A 17,363-nucleotide genomic window follows, 5' to 3' on the forward strand; every position below is an offset into this window, starting at 1 on the left:
GCCAATGCATCCAATTTTACTGGAACGCTACTGCCGCGACGGCAAACTATTCGCGCGTGCCGTCGTTCTGCTTCAGTTCTTCCAGTGCCGGCATCGAAACGATATGATAGCCGGAATCGACATAGTGGATTTCACCGGTGACGCCCGACGACAGGTCAGAGAGCAGGTAGAGCGCCGAGCCGCCGACTTCGTCGATGGTCACGGTGCGCCGCAAAGGCGAGTTGCGCTGCTGGTAGGAGAACATGTGGCGGGCATCGGACACACCGGAGCCGGCCAGCGTCCGCACCGGCCCGGCCGAGATGCCGTTCACCCTGATACCGCGTGGGCCGTAGTCGTTGGCAAGGTAGCGCACGCTGGCCTCCAGCCCGGCCTTGGCGACACCCATGACATTGTAGTTCGGCATCACCCTGACCGAGCCGGCATAGGTGAGCGTGATCATCGAGCCGCCATTGCCCATCAGCGCGGCGGCGTTGCGGGCGATCTCGGTGAAGGAATAGCAGGAGATCACCATGGTGCGCACGAAGTTGTCGCGGCTGGTGTCGGCATAAAGGCCCTTCAGCTCGTTCTTGTCGGAAAAACCGATGGCGTGCACCACGAAATCCAGCCCGCCCCAGGCCTTGCCGAGGGTCTCGAAGGTCGCGGTAACCGAGGCGCTGTCCTCGACATCGCAGGGCACGATCAGCGAGGCTCCCACTTTCTCGGCAAGCGGCTTGACCCGCCGTCCGAAGGCGTCGCCCTGGTAGGTGAAAGCGAGCTCGGCCCCGTGTTCCGACAGCTTCTTGGCGATGCCCCAGGCAATCGAATGGTCGTTGGCGACACCCATGACAAGCCCGCGCTTGCCCTTCATCAACCCTTCCATGCCTTGGCAATCCTTATGAAAAAACGCTGGTCTTACGCGGAATAGCGCTGGAAAATCAGCGTTGCGTTGGTGCCGCCGAAACCGAAGGAGTTGGACAGGACGGTGTCGATCTTGGCGTCGTCGATACGCTTGCGCACGATCGGCATGCCCTCGAATTCCGGATCGAGCTCCTCGATATGGGCGCTCTCGCCGATGAAACCGCCCTGCATCATCAGGATCGAATAGATCGATTCCTGCACGCCGGCCGCGCCCAGCGAATGGCCGGTGAGCGACTTGGTCGAGGTGATGTAAGGCATCTTGTCGCCGAACACCTCGCGAATGGCGCCCATTTCCTTGGAATCGCCGACCGGCGTCGAGGTGCCGTGGGTGTTGATGTAGTCGACCGGCGAAGACACCGTGGCAAGCGCCTGGCGCATGCAGCGCATTGCGCCTTCCCCCGAAGGTGCGACCATGTCGTAGCCGTCGGAAGTCGCGCCGTAGCCGACGATCTCAGCGTAGATCTTGGCGCCGCGCGCCTTGGCGTGTTCCAGCTCTTCCAACACCAGCACGCCGGCGCCGCCGGCGATGACGAAACCGTCGCGGTTGACGTCATAGGCGCGCGAGGCGGCCGATGCATTGTCGTTGAACTTCGACGACATGGCGCCCATGGCGTCGAACAGGTCCGACATGGTCCAGTCGAGATCCTCGTGGCCGCCGGCGAACATCACGTCCTGCTTGCCCCACTGGATGAGCTCGTAGGCATTGCCTATGCAATGTGCGGAGGTCGAGCAGGCCGACGAGATCGAATAATTGACGCCGTGGATCTTGAACCATGTGGCCAGGGTGGCCGACGCCGTCGACGACATCGCTTTCGGCACGGCGAACGGGCCGATGCGCTTGGGGCTGTTGTTCTTGATCGTGGTTTCGGCCGCTTCGACGATGGTGCGGGTCGAAGGCCCGCCGGAACCCATCACGATACCGGTCCGCTCATTGGTGACGTCACCTTCGCTTAAGCCGGCATCGGCGATCGCCTGGTCCATGGCGACGTGATTCCACGCAGCGCCCTGGCTCAGGAAGCGCATGGCGCGGCGGTCGATCATCGGGGTGGGATCGAGCGTCGGCGCGCCCCATACCTGGCAGCGGAAGCCGTGTTCGGCGAAGGAATTGGAAAAGCTGATGCCTGATTTGGCATCGTAAAGCGAGCTCTGCACCTCATTGGCATTGTTGCCGATCGACGACACAATGCCGAGCCCTGTCACTACGACCCGTCTCATTCGCAACTCCTTCCCGCGTATTCGGGCGAAAGACCTAGCCGGTTTTCCCCTTGATCATACGCAAATAAACTGACGTGGCGTCCGTTGGCTACGCGGGCGCCGTGGCGGAAAACGGTCAGGCGGCCGACTGCTTGGACAGGCCGACCTTCAGATCCGTAGCCGCATATATGGGTTCGCCATCCGCCTTGAGCCAGCCATCGGCGATGCCGAGCACGAGGCGGCCGCGCATCACGCGCTTGAAGTCGATGCCATATTCAACCTTTTTCACCGACGGCGTCACCATGCCCTTGAACTTCACCTCGCCGGTCGACAGCGCCATGCCCTTGCCGGGTTCGCCCAGCCAGCCGAGATAGAAACCGGTCAGCTGCCACATGGCGTCGAGGCCGAGGCAGCCCGGCATGATCGGGTTGCCGATGAAGTGGCAGGCGAAGAACCACAGGTCCGGCTTGATATCGAATTCGGCGCGGATGAAGCCCTTGTCGAAAGCGCCGCCGGTCTCGCTGATCTCGGTGATGCGGTCGAACATCAGCATCGGTGGGTAGGGCAGCTGGGCATTGCCCGGCCCGAACAGGTCGCCGCGGGCGCAGGCGAGCAGTTCTTCGTAATCGTAGCTGGACTTTTGATCCGCCATCAAACTTCCGTCCCCGTGTTCTTCGCGGGCGGCAGGGCGCCCTTGTCGTTGGTTTCCTAACACACTCTGTTTGCGGCCGGAAACCGGCGTTTGCGCTTAACCCGTGCGCCTGCCCGGGTCAATCCGCGCTATTGATCGCATTCGGACTACAGAATATATGTCGGCTGATGTCCGGTTTTGGCTTTTGACGTCTTTTTGCCATGCTGGACCTGTTGATGGGCTGGGCAGCAAAGCTTCGACGAGAAGATGGATTCGGGCTACCGGAAGGAAAATGTCGCTGTGGACAAGCGGGTTCGCGAAGCCGGCCTGAGGCCGACGCGCCAGCGCATTGCGCTGGCCGACCTGCTGTTCGCCAAGGGCGACCGCCACCTTTCGGCCGAGGAACTGCACGAAGAGGCGCTCGCCGCCGGCGTGCCGGTTTCGCTGGCGACGGTCTACAACGCGCTCCACCAGTTCACCCAGGCCGGCCTGCTGCGCATCCTGGCGGTCGAAGGCTCGAAAACCTATTTCGACACCAACACCTCCGACCATCATCACTTCTACGTCGAGGGCGAGAACCGGATTTTCGATATCGAGAGCGGACCGGTAACCGTCTCCAACCTGCCGGCGCCTCCGGAAGGTATGGAGATCGCCAATGTCGACATCGTCGTGAGACTACGGCCCAAACGCTGCGATTGATCCCATGACGATGCGGCCTGTCGACCTGATTGTCCGGTTTGAATGGGCCACCGTCGCCGCGTTGGCTATCGTTTGCTATGCAATCTCCGGCTTTTCCTGGTGGCTGTTTGCGCTGCTCATCCTTGCGCCGGACCTGTCGATGCTGGGCTACCTCGCCGGGCCAAGCGTCGGCGCCGTCACCTACAACGCCTTGCATATCCTGATTGCCCCGCTCGTCCTTCTGCTTGCGGGCGCCTTGCTCGCCGGCCCGATCACGACCGCCGTGGCGCTCATTTGGATCGCGCACATCGCCATCGACCGTGCCCTCGGCTACGGCCTCAAGCTGCCTACCGGTTTTCAGGATACGCATCTCGGCCGCATCGGCCGCGACCGCAACCGGGCGACTGGTTAGGGCGTGTCGAGATTCGGGTCAGGCCGAGTCGAGAATGGCGGTTTTCGAGAACCGGAGCGGAGCGTACTTAAGGTACGTGAGCACCGGAAGCGCAGAAAGCCGCCATTCGCAGGCCGGCATCACCCGAATATCGACACGCCCTAGTTCTTGACCTTCTCGCCCGGATAGGCGCCCCAGACCTGCGACTGGGCCATCCAGCCAGTGTGGCCGTCGAAGGTCATTTCGCACCATTGGCCGTCGCATTTCTTGATCGAGCCGATCACGCCCGGCTCGATGATGGCGATGACACCTGCATCCTTGTCTGGCTCGTTGAGCAGGTTGATTCGCCCGCTCTTGCCGCGCTGCCAGGGCGCGACGATTGCGGTGCGGCGGCCGGAGAGCAGCGACTGGTTGATCCAGCCTTCCGAGCCGTCGGCATCGCGCACGCGGCGCCAAGTGTCGAATTCCTGGATGACTTCCATCGGCAGGCCGGCCTTCAGATACATCCAGTTGACGGAATAATTGGCGCCGGGTCCGACGCGCGAGTTGACTCTTGCCGGCTTGAGACTGACGAAGCGCGGCAGCGGCAACCCGCTTGGGCCGAGCGTTATGGTCTGCACGGGAGCGGCGGCACTCTGGGCGAACGCCTGCGGCGCGCAAAGCAGGGCGCCAAGAATGGCTGCGCTGAAGGCCAGGCGAAGCGACGCGAAACCAGACACTTTCGTTCCTTTCGGCGCCGGTCCGTGCGGATGAGCGCCCCTTTTTCTTTGTCTTCGGCGGCACCGCTTGTTACAGGAGTGGGCTGATGCCGCGATTGGCTGCAAGTTTCGCCGGTCTTGGTTAAAGAGGTCTCAACGAGATCGGTTTCGAGAGCATGATCCCGAAAAGTGGGAACCGGTTTTCGGAAAAGATCATGCTCCAAAAAAGAGTAGGATCAGGATGACGATTCAACGAAACGTCATCCTGATCGAGGAAGCTTCGGGGATAAAATGGCAGGCAAGAAACGGCCCCTCGTCGTCATCACGCGCAAGCTGCCTGACCCGGTCGAAACGCGCATGCGCGAGCTGTTCGACGCGCGCCTGAATGTCGAGGACCGGCCGATGACGCAGCCGGAACTGGTCGCGGCGGTCAAGGAAGCCGATGTGCTGGTCCCCACCATCACCGACCATATCGATGCCGCGCTGATCGCCCAGGCCGGCGAGAACCTCAAGCTGATCGCGAATTTCGGCAACGGCGTCGACAAGATCGACGTCGCGGCCGCCGCCAAGAAGGGCATCACCGTCACCAACACGCCGAACGTGCTCACCGAAGACACCGCCGACATGACCATGGCACTGATGCTCGCCGTGCCGCGCAGGCTGGCCGAAGGCGCCAATGTGCTGACCGGCGAGAAGAAATGGGCCGGCTGGTCGCCGACCTGGATGCTCGGCCGGCGCATCTGGGGCAAACGTCTCGGCATCGTCGGCATGGGCCGCATCGGCACGGCGGTCGCCAGGCGGGCCAAGGCGTTCGGCCTCTCCATCCACTATCACAACCGGCACCGCGTGCTGCCGGCGGTCGAGGAGGAACTGGAGGCGACCTACTGGGAAAGCCTCGACCAGATGCTGGCCCGCATGGACATCATCTCGGTCAACTGCCCATCGACGCCGGCGACGTTCCACCTTTTGTCCGGCCGTCGCCTCGCGCTGATGCAGCCTTCGGCCTACCTCGTCAACACCGCGCGGGGCGATATCATCGACGAGGAATCGCTGATCAAACTCATCCATGACGGCAAGATCGCGGGCGCCGGCCTCGACGTCTACGAGCACGAGCCGGCACTGAACAGCAAGCTGTTGAAGCTCGCCGCCAAGGGCAAGGTGGTGCTGTTGCCGCACATGGGCTCGGCCACGCTCGAGGGCCGCATCGACATGGGCGAGAAGGTGATCATCAACATCCGTGCCTTCTTCGACGGCCACCGTCCGCCGGACCGCGTTTTGCCGCTCAGGACCTGAAAAGGTTTAAACGGCGGCGGTCACTGCGCCGTCCGGGGCGACCGTGACGGCGGCTCCGCGGTAGCTGTCGAATGCGCCGCGTTCGAGCCGCACCGCCATCGGCGTTTCCCAGCCCATTTCCCTGGCGACGATCAGGCCGAGCAGCAGAATGGCGTCCGGCTCGTGCAGCACCAGGGCGGCCGGCGCGCGGCCGTTGTGGACGAGCTCCATCAGCACCGCCGAAGCGGATGACGAGCCGATCGTGCCCGGCAGGAACAGCACCCGGCCGGCAATGACTTCGCCATGCTGCGGGTGGCGGACATCGGCGATGCGGCCTGTCTCCGGGTCGACGCCGCCCCAGAAGCTGATCGGCGCCGTCAGCACCAGCGCTTCGCCTTCACCTGCTCTGCCCGGCACCAGGATTTCGGCCGTGGCGCTCATGCGGCGATCTCCGTGAAGACCGGCTTGCCGAGGATCGCGCTTTCGACGCAGTCGGCGAGCGAGGCGTAGAGCACCGCATAGCCGGTGTTGCCCGGCGCGTAATGCGCGAACTTGCCCGAATTGGTCATCAAAACGCCGCCTGCAAGGTCCGGCATGATCGGCGTCACCACCACGCAGGTGTCGGCGACGATGGCGACGCCGCTGGCTTCAAGCTGCTTCCGCCGGCCATTCTGCTCCAGCAGGGCAAGCGCGTGGCGGCCGGTGCAGGCATAGATCGGCACGGCAAGCTTGCGTCCTGCGATCAGCCGTTCCAGGCTGTCGAGCTCGGCGTGCGACAGATGCGGGCTGCCGATCGCCACCGCGTCGATGGTTTTTGGCGCGGCCGCGGTCGACAGGCCGGCGCGCGCCGTCGCCACCATGTCGGGCGTCACGCGGATCGCCGCCTCCGGCTCCGGCCCGGCCAGGATGGTTTCGACGTCGGGTGCCTCGGGCGTCACGCCGGCAATGTGGAACAGGCCGACCGCGCCGGACGATGCGGCCGCCGCGCCGAAGGCTTTCAACGCGTCCTCGCCGGGATGACCGGTCACGCCGGTCACGACACCGATCGCATTGCCCACCTCGCGGCCATAGAGGCTGCCCAGCACCGGCCAGGCGATCTCCGAGGCAAGGAAGGACGGCGACAGGTCCGAGACATCGAAGACAAGCTTAGCCCGGCGGTTATCAGGCCGATGCAGGCCGCAGTCAGGCGCTCTGGCAGTGATGGCGCAGGCAATATCCAGAAAGTCGCCATAGCGGTTGGTGCGCGCCCCCAGCACCGAATTGCAGAAGACGACCGCGTTGGACTCGCCCCAGGCGACGTCGCTGCCGGGCGCGGGCCTGTGCCCGGCCTGGTAGGGCGCGCAGGTCCAGCTCTGCTCGCAGCCCAGCTTGCGATAGGCCTCCATCATTCGCCGCGCCATGCCGCGCTGCGGCTCCTCGAGGCGAATGCGCGAGCAACCCATCAGGTCGAGCGCTCCGACATTGAGCGTCGAGCGCACCGCGACCTTCGCGCCGCCTTCGACCAGTCTCTCGGCGAACAAGGTACCGGAATCGCCGTGGTAAAGCGCCCCGTCGATATGGGTGGAAGCGATCGGGATGAGCCGTGGCGCGCCGAGCAGGCGGGCGCTTTCGGCGACGATGCGCATCGCCATTGCCGCGCCGTCCCGGCCAGCGGCGATCGCCTGTTCTTCCGGGCTGAGGGCAAGGCTCAAGACAGCACCTTGCGCATGGTGATGGAGGTCGGCCTATCATAACCTTTGTGCGCCGTGCGCTCGGTCTCGCGAAAGCCGAGCCGGGCGAAGGCCGCATGGTTTGCGGTCAGTTCGATACGGGTCTGAAGCTCGATCGCGTCCTTGCCGCGCTTGCGGGCAAAATCCTCGATCGCCAGCATCAGCAGTCCGCCGATGCCGCGCCCCTGAATACCGGGCTCGACGGCAAGCTTGCCGACGTAGAAGTCATTCGCCCTCTCCAGCGCGAACACGCAGCCGACGATCCGCCCATTCTCCACAGCCAGGAACGCCGTCTCCTGCCTTGCCTTGTGCCGCAGGTTTTCCGGCGTCAGTCGGTGCGCCGATGACGGCGGGTCGATGACCCCGTCCATATAGGCAAAGGCGCGCCGGATCAGCGCGAGCAAGTCGCTCCATTGGTCGAAATTCGCGGCAAGGCCGACTATGGAGATGCCGACGCTCTGGTCCATGCGCTCAGACGGCCTTGTAGCGGATGGTGTCGAAGCGGGCCGTGAGCCCGTCATAGAGCAGCAGCCGGCCGATCAGCGGCTCGCCTATGCCGGCAATCAGCTTGATCGCTTCCATCGCCTCCAGCGTGCCGATGACGCCCGTCAGCGCGCCGACGATGCCGGCGACCGCGCAGGACGGCACCAGCCCTTCGGGCGGGGCTTCGGGGAACAGGTCGCGGTAGCTGGGGTTGCGCTTGCCGTCGGCTCCTGTCTCGAACGGCTTCAGCACCGTCACCGAGCCGTCGAAGCGCCCGACGGCGGCGGTCACGAGGGGCTTCTTCTCGCTGGCGCAGGCATCGGCGACCGCGTATCGCGTTTCGAAATTGTCGGAGCCGTCGACGACGATATCGTAGCGGGCGACGAGGGCAGGGGCGTTCTCGTCCGTCAGCCTCAGGAGATGCGATTCCACCATGACGTTGGGGTTGATGCGCTTGATCGCTTCCCGTGCGCTGTCGGTCTTGGCCATGCCGATCGTGTCTGTCCCATGGATCACCTGCCGCTGCAGGTTGGACAAGGAGACCGTGTCGTCATCGACGATGCCGAGCGTGCCGACGCCGGCGGCGGCAAGATATTCGAGCACCGGAGCGCCGAGCCCGCCGGCGCCGATCACCAGCACCCGCGCCCGTTTCAGCTTCTGCTGGCCCGGCCCGCCGATCTCGGGCAGCACGATGTGGCGGGCATAGCGTTCGAGCTCTTCATCGGTCAGCGCGGCATTGGTCATGGCCGGACCTTATCGCTGGCACAAGGCGTTGTCATGTACGGGCAAGGCGCAGCCTTGTCCCGCGGGGCATGTACAGGCACGGCGAAGCCTTGTCCCGCAACGCAAACGCAAGCACCCGCCAGGGTCTTCAAGAGATCACCCGGTCACGCCAACACTGCCGTGATCGACCGTCAGGAACTGCGCTCTGCCCTCAAGGCTGGAAAACAGCGCGGCATCCGTGCCTGTCATGAAGGCCTGGCAGTTCAGCTCCTCGAGGATGGAGAACAGCGCCGCGCGCCGACCCGCGTCGAGATGCGCGGCGATCTCGTCCAGGAGAAGGATTGGCGTCAGGCCCGACATCTCGCCGGTCAGCCTGGCATGCGACAGCACGATGCCGACCAGCAGCGCCTTCTGCTCGCCGGTCGAACAGAGCTCTGCCGGCATCGACTTCGGCCGATGCCGGACCACGAGATCGGAACGATGCGGGCCGTCCAGCGTGCGGCCGGCGGCGCGGTCGCGCTCGCGGCCATTGGCAAGCGCGCGGCGGAAGTGCTCCTCGACATCGACGGCCGGCGCGACGGCGACCTCGCTCTCCAGATCACCGGCAAGGCTGATGTCGGCCTGCGGAAACGGCCCGCTGCCAGGCAACCTGTCGATCATGGCGGCAAGCAGACGCACCAGCTCGGCCCGCGCCGCGGCGATCGCCACCCCGGTCTCGGCCATCTGCGTCTCGATCGCGTCGAACCAGGCGCCGTCGCGGGAACCTTCGGTAAGCAATCGGTTACGGCTGCGCATGGCTTTCTCATAGTCGAGCGCGCGCTGGCCGTGGCCGGGGTCGATCGCCAACACCAGCCGGTCGAGGAAGCGGCGGCGGTCGGCCGCCGGTCCGGGGAACAGCCCGTCCATCGCCGGCGTCAGCCACACGACCCGCAGCCATTCCAGCATATCCTCGGCCGATCGCGCCGGCGCGCCGTTGATGCGCACCTTCCTGCCGCCTTCGCCGGCGGCGTCGCCGCCGGAAATTCCGGTGCCGATCTCCACCTGTCCCTCGGGTCCCTCGATGCGAGCATGCAAGGCGAAGCCGCCGTCGCCGCCTTCGCGCGCCACATCGCCATAGGGCGCGCGGCGCAGGCCACGGCCCGGCGTCAGGAACGAGATCGCTTCCAGGAGATTGGTCTTGCCGGCGCCATTGTCGCCCGACAGAACCACCGCGCCGGGCGCGAGCTCGAGCGACAGCGTCGCGTAATTGCGGAAATTCGTAAGTATAAGCTTACTTACATAGCTTTGCTGCCGAATCTGTTTCGCATCCGAGTTCACGGCGACACATCAGGTTCGTCAGAGCAATTCCGGGAAAAGTGCACAGCGGTTTTCCGTCCGGAATTGCGAAAGACAAAAGCGCAATTCCAGGACGAGTGCACAGCGGTTTTCCGTCCGGAATTGCGTCAAGAGACTGAGCCTAGACTCGCATCGGCATCAGCACGTAGAGCGCGGTTTCGTCGGCCATGTCGTGGATCAGCGTCGGCGAGCCGGCATCGGCCAGCATGAACTTGGCCTCCGTGCCGGTGAGCTGGGCCGCGACGTCGAGCAGATATTTGGCGTTGAAGCCGATCTCGATCGGATCCGACGAGTAGTCCGCCGCCAATTCTTCCGTCGCGCTGCCCGAATCCGGATTGTTGACCGCGAGCGTCACCTGGCCTTCATTGATCGAAAGCTTCACCGCTCGGCCGCGCTCGGAGGAAATGGTCGAAACGCGATCGACCGCGGCGGCGAAACTCTGCCTGTCGATGATCAGCTTCTTGTCGTTGCCGGTCGGAATGACGCGCTGATAGTCGGGGAAGGTGCCGTCGATCAGCTTCGAGGTCAAAACGACGCTGCCGATGGTGAAGCGGATCTTGGTGTCCGACAGTTCCGTGGTCACAGCCACGTCGGGGTCGTCGACCAGCTTCTGCAGCTCGCTCACCGTCTTGCGCGGAATGATGATGCCCGGCATGCCTTCGGAGCCTGCCGGCGCGTCGATCTCGGCCCGCGCCAGGCGATGCCCGTCGGTCGCCACCGAGCGCAGCTTCAGTTTGCCGCCCACCTCATGCGTGTGCAGGAAGATGCCGTTGAGATAATAGCGCGTCTCTTCGGTGGAGATGGCGAATTGGGTCTTGTCGATCAGGCCCTTGAGCGCAGCCGATTCCAGCCGGAAGATATGCGAGAACGAACCGGCCGAAAGCTCCGGGAAATCGGATTGCGGCAGGCACTGCAGACGGAAGCTCGAACGACCGGAAGTGACGGTCATCGCGTTGCCGTCCTCATCAGTCTTCAGCATCACCTCGGCGCCGTCGGAAAGCTTGCGCACGATGTCGTAGAGCAGATGCGCCGGCACCGTCGTTGCGCCGCCGCGCTCGACCTTGGCGGGCGTCGCTTCCGTCACCTCAAGGTCGAGGTCGGTGGCCTTCATCTCGAGGCTGGCGCCCTCGGCGCTGAGCAGCACGTTGGACAGGATCGGTATGGTGTTGCGCCGCTCGACCACGCGGTGGACGTGGTTGAGGGACTTCAAGAGATTTGACCGTTCCAGGATAACACGCATGACGAAACAGGCTCGCTTCAATGAATGAACGGGTCACCGGCAGGCAGCATCCCGCGAAAGCCCTGAAAGGCTTTCAGAATCTGTGTAAGCTGACAGTAAAAAGCCTGCGAAGGCAAGCCCGCGCTACCGGTTCCGGCCGGTAGCGCGGGCTTTCTGGGGATAAAGCCGACGAAGCGCGTCGCCGATTATTTCTGCGCCCCTTCAGGCCTGGTCGTTGATCAGTCTTCTGAGCAGTTCGAGTTCCTGCGCCAACGTGTTGTCCCCGCCCGAAAGGTCCTCGATCTTGCGCACGGCATGCAGCACGGTCGTGTGGTCGCGGCCGCCGAAGCGGCGCCCGATCTCCGGCAATGAGCGCGGCGTCATCACTTTCGACAGATACATCGCCACCTGCCTCGGCTTGACGATGGTGCGCGTGCGCCGGTTGGACAGAAGCTCCGTCTTCGACACGTTGTAGTGGCGCGCCACGATGCGCTGGATGTCCTCGATGCGCACCCGCTTCGGCTCGCCAGAGCGGTAGATGTGACCGAGGATCTCGTCGATGCGGTCGATGGTGATCTGCGGCTCGAAGGACTGGCGGAACAGAAGCTGGTTGAAGGCGCCTTCGAGCTCGCGCCCGCTGCCGGTCACCGTGCGCGCGACATGCTCCAGGATCTCGTCCGAGATGTCGAGCGAGGTGTCATCGGTCTTGGTGCTGGCGCGGCGCAGTTTCAGCATGCCGAGCCGCATGGCGTAATCCGGCGCCGACATTTCCAGCGCCACGCCGCCATTGAGGCGCGAACGCACGCGCGGCTCCAGCGATTCCAGTTCCGAGGGCGGCCGGTCGGCCGCGACCACCACCTGCTTGGCGCTGTCGAGCAGCATGTTGATGAGGTGGCAGAATTCGTGCTGGATCGACTTGCCCTGCAGGAACTGCATGTCGTCGATGATCAAGAGATCGATGTCGCGCAGCTGCTCCTTCAGCGTCAGCGCATTGTTGTCGCGGATCGCGGTGGCGAAGCGCCACATGAAATATTCCGCCGTTAGATAGACGACGCGCGACTTCGGGTTGTGCCGCAGCGATTCCGCGGCGATCGCCTGCAGGAGGTGCGTCTTGCCGAGCCCGACGGTCGCATGCAGGAAAAGCGGGTTGAAACGCACCGCGCTCGACTGCGATTCCGCCACCGCCCTGGCCGCAGCGAAGGCCACCCTGTTCGACGGCCCTTCGATGAAGGAGGCGAACGTGTAACGCGGGTCAAGCGGCGACCCCAGCACATTGTGGCGGAACTCCGGTTCCGCGGACGCGCCCTGGCGGGGCGCCGGCACCCGTTGTTCCATGCGCCCGGCGCTCGCGGTCCCGTTGGCGAGCGCGGTATGCGTTTGCTTGGTCATCTTGCGCGCCGGCGCGATTTCGGGCTCGACATGGTTGCGCCCCTGCCGTGTCGCGGTGCGCACGACGATCTCGATCTTGAGGATGTCCGGATCCTCATGCCGCCACAGCTCCGTGATAAGCTCGAGATAATGGCCGTTGATCCAGGACCTCAGGAAGGCTGTAGGCACCGAGATGCGGATGATGCCGCGCGACGCCTCGGCGACCTTCATGCGACCGAACCAGCTCGAATAGACCTCGGCCCCAAGACGCGCCTTCAGCTGGGTCTTGACCCGTTCGAACTTCTGTTCCGCGTCGCTGGATGCTGCCACGTCGCCCCCTCCGACAAAAGTTGCTGGAAATGGAAGCTCGCCCGCTAGCTCCCTCTCGATGCCGCTTTGCATGATCAAAATTCCTTGTCCTCTCGTACCCTTTTTCCCGCCGGGGATGCGCCTCCAGCATCCTTGGTCCGGCGACCTCATTTCGCCGCGATGCCGCTGCCGCCGCCGGCAACGATCGTCGCAACTCGCGCAAGGGACCAGCTGCCGGCTCCGCACGCCGGCCTCCGACAACGACAAGGCAATACATCACCCTCCGGCGAAAACGCCGGCGAGACATCGACTGCCATGTACAATTACGCCAGTCCCCTACCCGCACCGAAGAGACAAACCAAGCCACACGCGGAATTGCTCCACGTCATGAATTCCGCCATTTTGTGCTGGCCGATTCAGGCTGGGTCAGGGGCTACAGCCCGTCCCTTCGATGGATGGACATTACCGAAATCGCTGTGGATAGGGCAAGGCCACATCTAACGGTTTTTTAACGAATCTGGTTACCAGACGGGGCTTGAAATCGGGTGCTGCGACGGCACATTTTGACAAAGCCATTGTGATTCAAACCCTTTTCCGGCGAATATGAAAAAGGCCGCCCGAAACGAAATATTCTGAAATAATTCTCTTGACAGCTACTTCTCCCCCGCCGCTCGACCTTGAGTTGAACAAGCTGTGGATGACCGGCTGTAAGCCTTTGAAAAAACTACGGATTTTTTGCCAGGCAAATTTGGGCAGTTGCCGCGGGGAGGGCGTGCCGGTATCAGCGGCGTTGAATATGCCGGCAAAACATTACTGGCATTGGAACCGCGTCGCAATGGTTGCTTGCGAGCAATTTTTTTAAGTACTTGCCGGCAAACGAAAAAACCCGGCCTGTGCGACCGGGTTCAACATCGATGGATTAGGGATTAAGTCGGTCAGGCCGACAGCGTCTTGACCCGCTGGGCAAGCCGCGAAACCTTGCGGGAAGCAGTGTTCTTGTGGACGACGCCCTTGGTGGCGGCGCGCATCAATTCCGGCTCCGCCGCCTTGAAGGCTGCCACCGCCGCGGCCTTGTCGCCGGCGGCCAGCGCCTCTTCGACCTGGCGCACATAGGTGCGGACACGCGAGCGACGGTTCTTGTTGACCGCCGCGCGGCGGGCGATCTTGCGCGTTGCCTTTTTGGCCGAAGACGTATTGGCCATGATGCCTCTCTTCCGATCTGGTGGGCGCCAGCGGGGTGCCGCAGGGCGCAAAAAACAAACGGGCAGCCACAGGGCCGCCTCGGTTGGTGCGGCTTATAGTTCAGCTTTTCCGGCGCGTCAACGCCACTTGGCGGTCTTTTTGGGGACTGAAAGCGCATCAAGCCATGACCCGCCTTCAGTCATTGGGCAACATGCCCTAGCGGTTGGTGAAATTCGGCTTCCGCTTCTCGACGAAGGCGGTCATGCCTTCCTTCTGATCATCGAGCGCGAACAGCGAATGGAACAGGCGGCGCTCGAAGCGCAGCCCTTCGGCGAGCGTCGTCTCGTAGGCGCGGTTGACGGCCTCTTTGGTCATCATGACCGACGGCAGCGAGAACTCGGCGATCCTGGCCGCCGCCTTTAGCGCCTCGTCGAGCAGTTCGGCGACCGGCACCACGCGCGATACCAGCCCGCTGCGCTCGGCTTCGGCCGCGTCCATCATCCGCCCGGTCAGGCACATGTCCATCGCCTTCGACTTGCCGACGAAGCGGGTCAGCCGCTGCGATCCGCCCATGCCCGGCATGACGCCGAGCGTGATTTCGGGCTGGCCGAATTTGGCGTTGTCGCCGGCGATGATGAAGTCGCACATCATGGCCAATTCGCAGCCGCCGCCGAGCGCGTAGCCCGCAACCGCCGCGATGATGGGCTTGCGCGTGCGCGTGAATTCCTCCCAGCCGACGAAGAAGTCCTGCGTGTAGGCGTCGGCGAAGGACATCGCCTGCATTTCCTTGATGTCGGCGCCGGCGGCAAACGCCTTTTCCGAGCCGGTAAGCACCATCGCGCCGATCTCAGGATCGGCATTGAACGCGCTCGCCGCCGCCACGACCTCCGCCAGGACTTGCGAATTCAGCGCATTGAGCGCCTTGGACCGGTTCAGCGTGATCAGCCCGACCTTGCCGCGCGTCTCGACGATAATGGTTTCATAGGCCATGGCTCGCTTCCTTCCGCGGCAGTGGGATGATCGGTACCGTTCCTAGCTCACCGCTGACAGGTCCGGCAATAGAAGGTCGAGCGGCCGCTTTGCACGATGCGCTCGATGTGGCCGCGGCAGCCGGGCTTCGGACATGGCTCGCCCTCGCGATCGTAGACTGCGAAGGAATGCTGGAAATAACCGAGCGATCCGTCGGCCTGGACATAGTCGCGCAGCGAGGAGCCGCCAGCGGCGATCGCGTCGGCGATGACCGAGCGGATCGCCTCGGCAAGGCGCGCGCTTTGCTCTTTCGCCTTCTTGGCCGACCCGGCAATGGTACCGGCTTCGCGCAGCGGCGAGAGGCTGGCGCGCCACAAGGCCTCCGCCACATATATATTGCCGAGTCCGGCGATCAGCCGCTGATCGAGCAGTGCTGCCTTGAGCGGCGATCTGCGATCCTTCAGCAGCGAGGCGAGCAGGGGGCCGTCGAGCGCGTTGCCGGTCGGCTCGATGCCGAGCCCGGCCAGCATCGGATGCGTGTCCGGCGCTCCTTCGGCAAACAGCATGAAGCCGAAGCGCCGCGGGTCGTTGAAGACGACGCGGGAGCGCTCGTGCTTCGGCGAGACGACGTCGAACACGACATGGTCGTGCGCGGCGCTTTTCGAGCGCTCGTGATGGAAGGTGCCGGGGATGTCGCTGCCCGCGGCGGCTTCGACGCGGAACGATCCCGACATGCCGAGATGACAGATCAGAACCAGGCCGTTCTCGATATGCATCGTCAGGTATTTGGCGCGCCGGCCAAGCGCCGTCACGGTCTTGCCGGTAAGCCGCTCCGAAAAGCGCTCGGGAAAAGGAAAGCGAAGGTCGGGCCTGCGCGCCTCGACCTTGACGAGCCGCGCCCCTTCCAAGACCGGCTGCAGCCCGCGCCGGACGGTTTCGACTTCGGGCAGCTCAGGCATGGCCGCCTATCGTTGCAAGGAAGGATGTTCCGTGGCGACCGGCGGCCAGGCCGAGGTGGTCCGCGACGGTTTCGCCGATATCGGCGAAGGTCGGCCTGAGCCCGATGTCGCCGCCCGTCAGCCCCGGCCCCGTGCCGATCACCGGAACGCGTTCGCGCGTATGGTCGGTGCCGCGCCAGGTCGGATCGTTGCCATGGTCGGCGGTGAGGATCAGGAGATCGCCCGGCCCGACGCGCGACAGCGCCTCCGGCAGCCGTCGGTCGAACGCCTCGAGCGCGCCGGCATAGCCGGCGACGTCGCGGCGGTGACCGAACTCGGTGTCGAAATCGACGAAATTCGCAAAGACCAGGTCGCCGTCGCCGGCGTCGTCCATCGCGCCGAGCGCCTTGTCGAACATCGCCATGTTGCCGCCGGCCTTGCGCACTTCCGAAATGCCGCGATGAGCGAAGATGTCGCCGATTTTGCCGATGGCGATGACCTTGCTGCCGCGCCCGGTCAGCCGGTCGAGCAGGGTCGGCTCCGGCGGCGGCACCGCATAGTCGCGGCGGTTGTGGGTGCGCTGGAAGGTGACGGGCGTCTCGCCCACGAAAGGTCGCGCGATCACGCGTCCGATCTTGAGCGGATCGACCAGCCGACGCACCGTGAGGCAAAGCTCATAAAGCCGCTCCAGGCCGAAATGCGTTTCATGCGCGGCGATCTGCAGCACGGAATCGACCGACGTGTAGCAGATCGGCTTGCCGGTGCGGATATGCTCTTCGCCGAGCCGTTCGATGATCTCGGTTCCGGGCGCATGGCAATTGCCGAGGATTCCCGGCACCTTGCCTTCGCGGATGATCGCTTCGGTCAGTTCGGCCGGAAAGGCAGGCACGGTGTCGGGGAAATAGCCCCAGTCGAAGCGCACCGGCAGGCCGGCGATTTCCCAGTGGCCGGAGGGCGTATCCTTGCCGCTCGACACTTCCTGCGCGGCCCCGTGGAAGGACGAGGCAAGCAACGGCGTATCGACCTCGAACGTGAGCCCCGTCGCCGTCTGTGCCGCCCGGCCAAGACCGAGCGACATCATGTTGGGCACGGCCAGCGGCCCGTTGCGCAAACCCTCCCGATCGGCGCGACCATCGGCGCAGGCCTGAAAAATATGTCCGAACGTGTCGGCGCCAGCATCGCCATAGCGTTCGGCGTCAGCCGCGCCGCCGATGCCGAAAGAATCGAGAACGAACAGGAACGCGCGCGCCATGGGTATCTTTGTTGTCAGTCCTGGCTGCCAGACATAAGGTTCCCCGGCGGGGTTGGCAAATCGGAAACCAAACCGCAACGGCTTGGCGCCATAGTTGCGGCGAGGCGCAAGTGCG

General features: G+C 64.1%; 18 protein-coding genes. 3 read left to right on the top strand and 15 right to left on the bottom strand.

All coding sequences use genetic code 11. The annotated features are described in order from the left end of the window. Positions 1 to 46: 46 nt before the first annotated feature. The 3 genes from fabI to fabA all read right to left on the bottom strand — a co-directional run bounded on the left by fabI (position 47) and on the right by fabA (position 2,743). Positions 47 to 859, bottom strand: coding sequence for an enoyl-ACP reductase FabI (gene fabI / locus FJ956_RS07770; protein ID WP_095765954.1), 813 nt, complete (start codon positions 857 to 859; stop codon positions 47 to 49). Positions 860 to 891: 32 nt separating this feature from the next. Beyond that, positions 892 to 2,112, bottom strand: a complete 1,221-nt coding sequence (fabB, locus tag FJ956_RS07775) for a beta-ketoacyl-ACP synthase I (protein WP_140673224.1) — start codon at positions 2,110 to 2,112, stop codon at positions 892 to 894. A gap of 115 nt (positions 2,113 to 2,227) precedes the next feature. After that, the gene (gene fabA / locus FJ956_RS07780) at positions 2,228 to 2,743 is read right to left on the bottom strand and encodes a 3-hydroxyacyl-[acyl-carrier-protein] dehydratase FabA (protein ID WP_112101788.1); all 516 of its coding nucleotides are present in this window, start codon (positions 2,741 to 2,743) and stop codon (positions 2,228 to 2,230) included. 246 nt (positions 2,744 to 2,989) lie between these two features. Here fabA and irrA point away from each other — a divergent pair, with 246 nt between their 5' ends. Both irrA and FJ956_RS07790 read left to right on the top strand, forming a co-directional pair. Further along, entirely contained in the window at positions 2,990 to 3,421 is a 432-nt protein-coding gene (irrA, locus tag FJ956_RS07785) for an iron response transcriptional regulator IrrA (protein WP_140673226.1), read from the top strand. A 10-nt stretch (positions 3,422 to 3,431) separates the two neighbouring features. After that, positions 3,432 to 3,812 (top strand): DUF4260 domain-containing protein, encoded by a 381-nt coding sequence (locus FJ956_RS07790; RefSeq protein WP_140673419.1) that lies wholly within the window; start codon positions 3,432 to 3,434, stop codon positions 3,810 to 3,812. Between the two features lie 140 nt (positions 3,813 to 3,952). On the opposite strand, the gene FJ956_RS07795 is transcribed toward FJ956_RS07790, so the two are convergent. After that, entirely contained in the window at positions 3,953 to 4,510 is a 558-nt protein-coding gene (locus tag FJ956_RS07795) for an SH3 domain-containing protein (protein WP_140673228.1), read from the bottom strand. Between the two features lie 270 nt (positions 4,511 to 4,780). Here FJ956_RS07795 and FJ956_RS07800 point away from each other — a divergent pair, with 270 nt between their 5' ends. Next, the gene (locus FJ956_RS07800) at positions 4,781 to 5,782 is read left to right on the top strand and encodes a D-glycerate dehydrogenase (RefSeq protein WP_095765949.1); all 1,002 of its coding nucleotides are present in this window, start codon (positions 4,781 to 4,783) and stop codon (positions 5,780 to 5,782) included. 6 nt (positions 5,783 to 5,788) lie between these two features. Here the strand turns inward: FJ956_RS07800 and FJ956_RS07805 are convergent, their stop codons facing one another. The 11 genes from FJ956_RS07805 to FJ956_RS07855 form a co-directional block, all read right to left on the bottom strand. Then, positions 5,789 to 6,202, bottom strand: coding sequence for a DUF126 domain-containing protein (locus FJ956_RS07805; protein WP_140673230.1), 414 nt, complete (start codon positions 6,200 to 6,202; stop codon positions 5,789 to 5,791). Beyond that, positions 6,199 to 7,452: an aconitase X catalytic domain-containing protein gene (locus FJ956_RS07810; RefSeq protein WP_140673232.1), complete on the bottom strand. Its 1,254-nt coding sequence runs from the start codon at positions 7,450 to 7,452 to the stop codon at positions 6,199 to 6,201. Before FJ956_RS07810 ends, FJ956_RS07805 begins: the two co-directional genes overlap by 4 nt. After that, complete coding sequence (locus FJ956_RS07815; RefSeq protein WP_140673234.1) at positions 7,449 to 7,937, bottom strand: GNAT family N-acetyltransferase; 489 nt, start codon at positions 7,935 to 7,937, stop codon at positions 7,449 to 7,451. Before FJ956_RS07815 ends, FJ956_RS07810 begins: the two co-directional genes overlap by 4 nt. Before the next feature lie 4 nt (positions 7,938 to 7,941). Further along, positions 7,942 to 8,697, bottom strand: coding sequence for a molybdopterin-synthase adenylyltransferase MoeB (locus FJ956_RS07820; protein ID WP_140673236.1), 756 nt, complete (start codon positions 8,695 to 8,697; stop codon positions 7,942 to 7,944). Positions 8,698 to 8,832: 135 nt separating this feature from the next. Beyond that, the gene (gene recF / locus FJ956_RS07825; protein ID WP_140673421.1) at positions 8,833 to 9,972 is read right to left on the bottom strand and encodes a DNA replication/repair protein RecF; all 1,140 of its coding nucleotides are present in this window, start codon (positions 9,970 to 9,972) and stop codon (positions 8,833 to 8,835) included. 160 nt (positions 9,973 to 10,132) lie between these two features. Further along, positions 10,133 to 11,251 carry a DNA polymerase III subunit beta gene (dnaN, locus tag FJ956_RS07830; RefSeq protein ID WP_140673238.1) on the bottom strand — a complete coding sequence of 373 codons (1,119 nt, stop codon included), beginning with the start codon at positions 11,249 to 11,251 and terminating at the stop codon, positions 10,133 to 10,135. Between the two features lie 201 nt (positions 11,252 to 11,452). Further along, positions 11,453 to 13,000: a chromosomal replication initiator protein DnaA gene (dnaA, locus tag FJ956_RS07835; protein WP_140673240.1), complete on the bottom strand. Its 1,548-nt coding sequence runs from the start codon at positions 12,998 to 13,000 to the stop codon at positions 11,453 to 11,455. A gap of 842 nt (positions 13,001 to 13,842) precedes the next feature. Then, entirely contained in the window at positions 13,843 to 14,109 is a 267-nt protein-coding gene (rpsT, locus tag FJ956_RS07840) for a 30S ribosomal protein S20 (RefSeq protein ID WP_140645317.1), read from the bottom strand. A 196-nt stretch (positions 14,110 to 14,305) separates the two neighbouring features. Beyond that, a complete protein-coding gene (locus FJ956_RS07845; RefSeq protein WP_140673242.1) occupies positions 14,306 to 15,079 on the bottom strand; it encodes an enoyl-CoA hydratase in 774 nt (257 codons plus the stop codon). Between the two features lie 47 nt (positions 15,080 to 15,126). Further along, the gene (gene mutM, locus FJ956_RS07850; protein WP_140673244.1) at positions 15,127 to 16,017 is read right to left on the bottom strand and encodes a bifunctional DNA-formamidopyrimidine glycosylase/DNA-(apurinic or apyrimidinic site) lyase; all 891 of its coding nucleotides are present in this window, start codon (positions 16,015 to 16,017) and stop codon (positions 15,127 to 15,129) included. After that, positions 16,010 to 17,248, bottom strand: a complete 1,239-nt coding sequence (locus FJ956_RS07855; protein ID WP_140673246.1) for a phosphopentomutase — start codon at positions 17,246 to 17,248, stop codon at positions 16,010 to 16,012. Before FJ956_RS07855 ends, mutM begins: the two co-directional genes overlap by 8 nt. Positions 17,249 to 17,363 lie beyond the last annotated feature (115 nt).

This window comes from Mesorhizobium sp. B2-4-3, assembly GCF_006442815.1.
Taxonomy (GTDB): Bacteria; Pseudomonadota; Alphaproteobacteria; order Rhizobiales; family Rhizobiaceae; genus Mesorhizobium.

Coding starts and splice junctions, on each gene's coding strand:
- irrA (WP_140673226.1), top strand. CDS start 2,990: ATGGATTCGGGCTACCGGAAGGAAAATGTCGCTGTGGACAAGCGGGTT.
- FJ956_RS07800 (WP_095765949.1), top strand. CDS start 4,781: ATGGCAGGCAAGAAACGGCCCCTCGTCGTCATCACGCGCAAGCTGCCT.
- mutM (WP_140673244.1), bottom strand. CDS start 16,017: ATGCCTGAGCTGCCCGAAGTCGAAACCGTCCGGCGCGGGCTGCAGCCG.
- FJ956_RS07845 (WP_140673242.1), bottom strand. CDS start 15,079: ATGGCCTATGAAACCATTATCGTCGAGACGCGCGGCAAGGTCGGGCTG.
- FJ956_RS07790 (WP_140673419.1), top strand. CDS start 3,432: ATGCGGCCTGTCGACCTGATTGTCCGGTTTGAATGGGCCACCGTCGCC.
- fabB (WP_140673224.1), bottom strand. CDS start 2,112: ATGAGACGGGTCGTAGTGACAGGGCTCGGCATTGTGTCGTCGATCGGC.
- FJ956_RS07855 (WP_140673246.1), bottom strand. CDS start 17,248: ATGGCGCGCGCGTTCCTGTTCGTTCTCGATTCTTTCGGCATCGGCGGC.
- rpsT (WP_140645317.1), bottom strand. CDS start 14,109: ATGGCCAATACGTCTTCGGCCAAAAAGGCAACGCGCAAGATCGCCCGC.
- fabI (WP_095765954.1), bottom strand. CDS start 859: ATGGAAGGGTTGATGAAGGGCAAGCGCGGGCTTGTCATGGGTGTCGCC.
- fabA (WP_112101788.1), bottom strand. CDS start 2,743: ATGGCGGATCAAAAGTCCAGCTACGATTACGAAGAACTGCTCGCCTGC.
- FJ956_RS07820 (WP_140673236.1), bottom strand. CDS start 8,697: ATGACCAATGCCGCGCTGACCGATGAAGAGCTCGAACGCTATGCCCGC.
- dnaA (WP_140673240.1), bottom strand. CDS start 13,000: ATGCAAAGCGGCATCGAGAGGGAGCTAGCGGGCGAGCTTCCATTTCCA.
- FJ956_RS07805 (WP_140673230.1), bottom strand. CDS start 6,202: ATGAGCGCCACGGCCGAAATCCTGGTGCCGGGCAGAGCAGGTGAAGGC.
- FJ956_RS07815 (WP_140673234.1), bottom strand. CDS start 7,937: ATGGACCAGAGCGTCGGCATCTCCATAGTCGGCCTTGCCGCGAATTTC.
- dnaN (WP_140673238.1), bottom strand. CDS start 11,251: ATGCGTGTTATCCTGGAACGGTCAAATCTCTTGAAGTCCCTCAACCAC.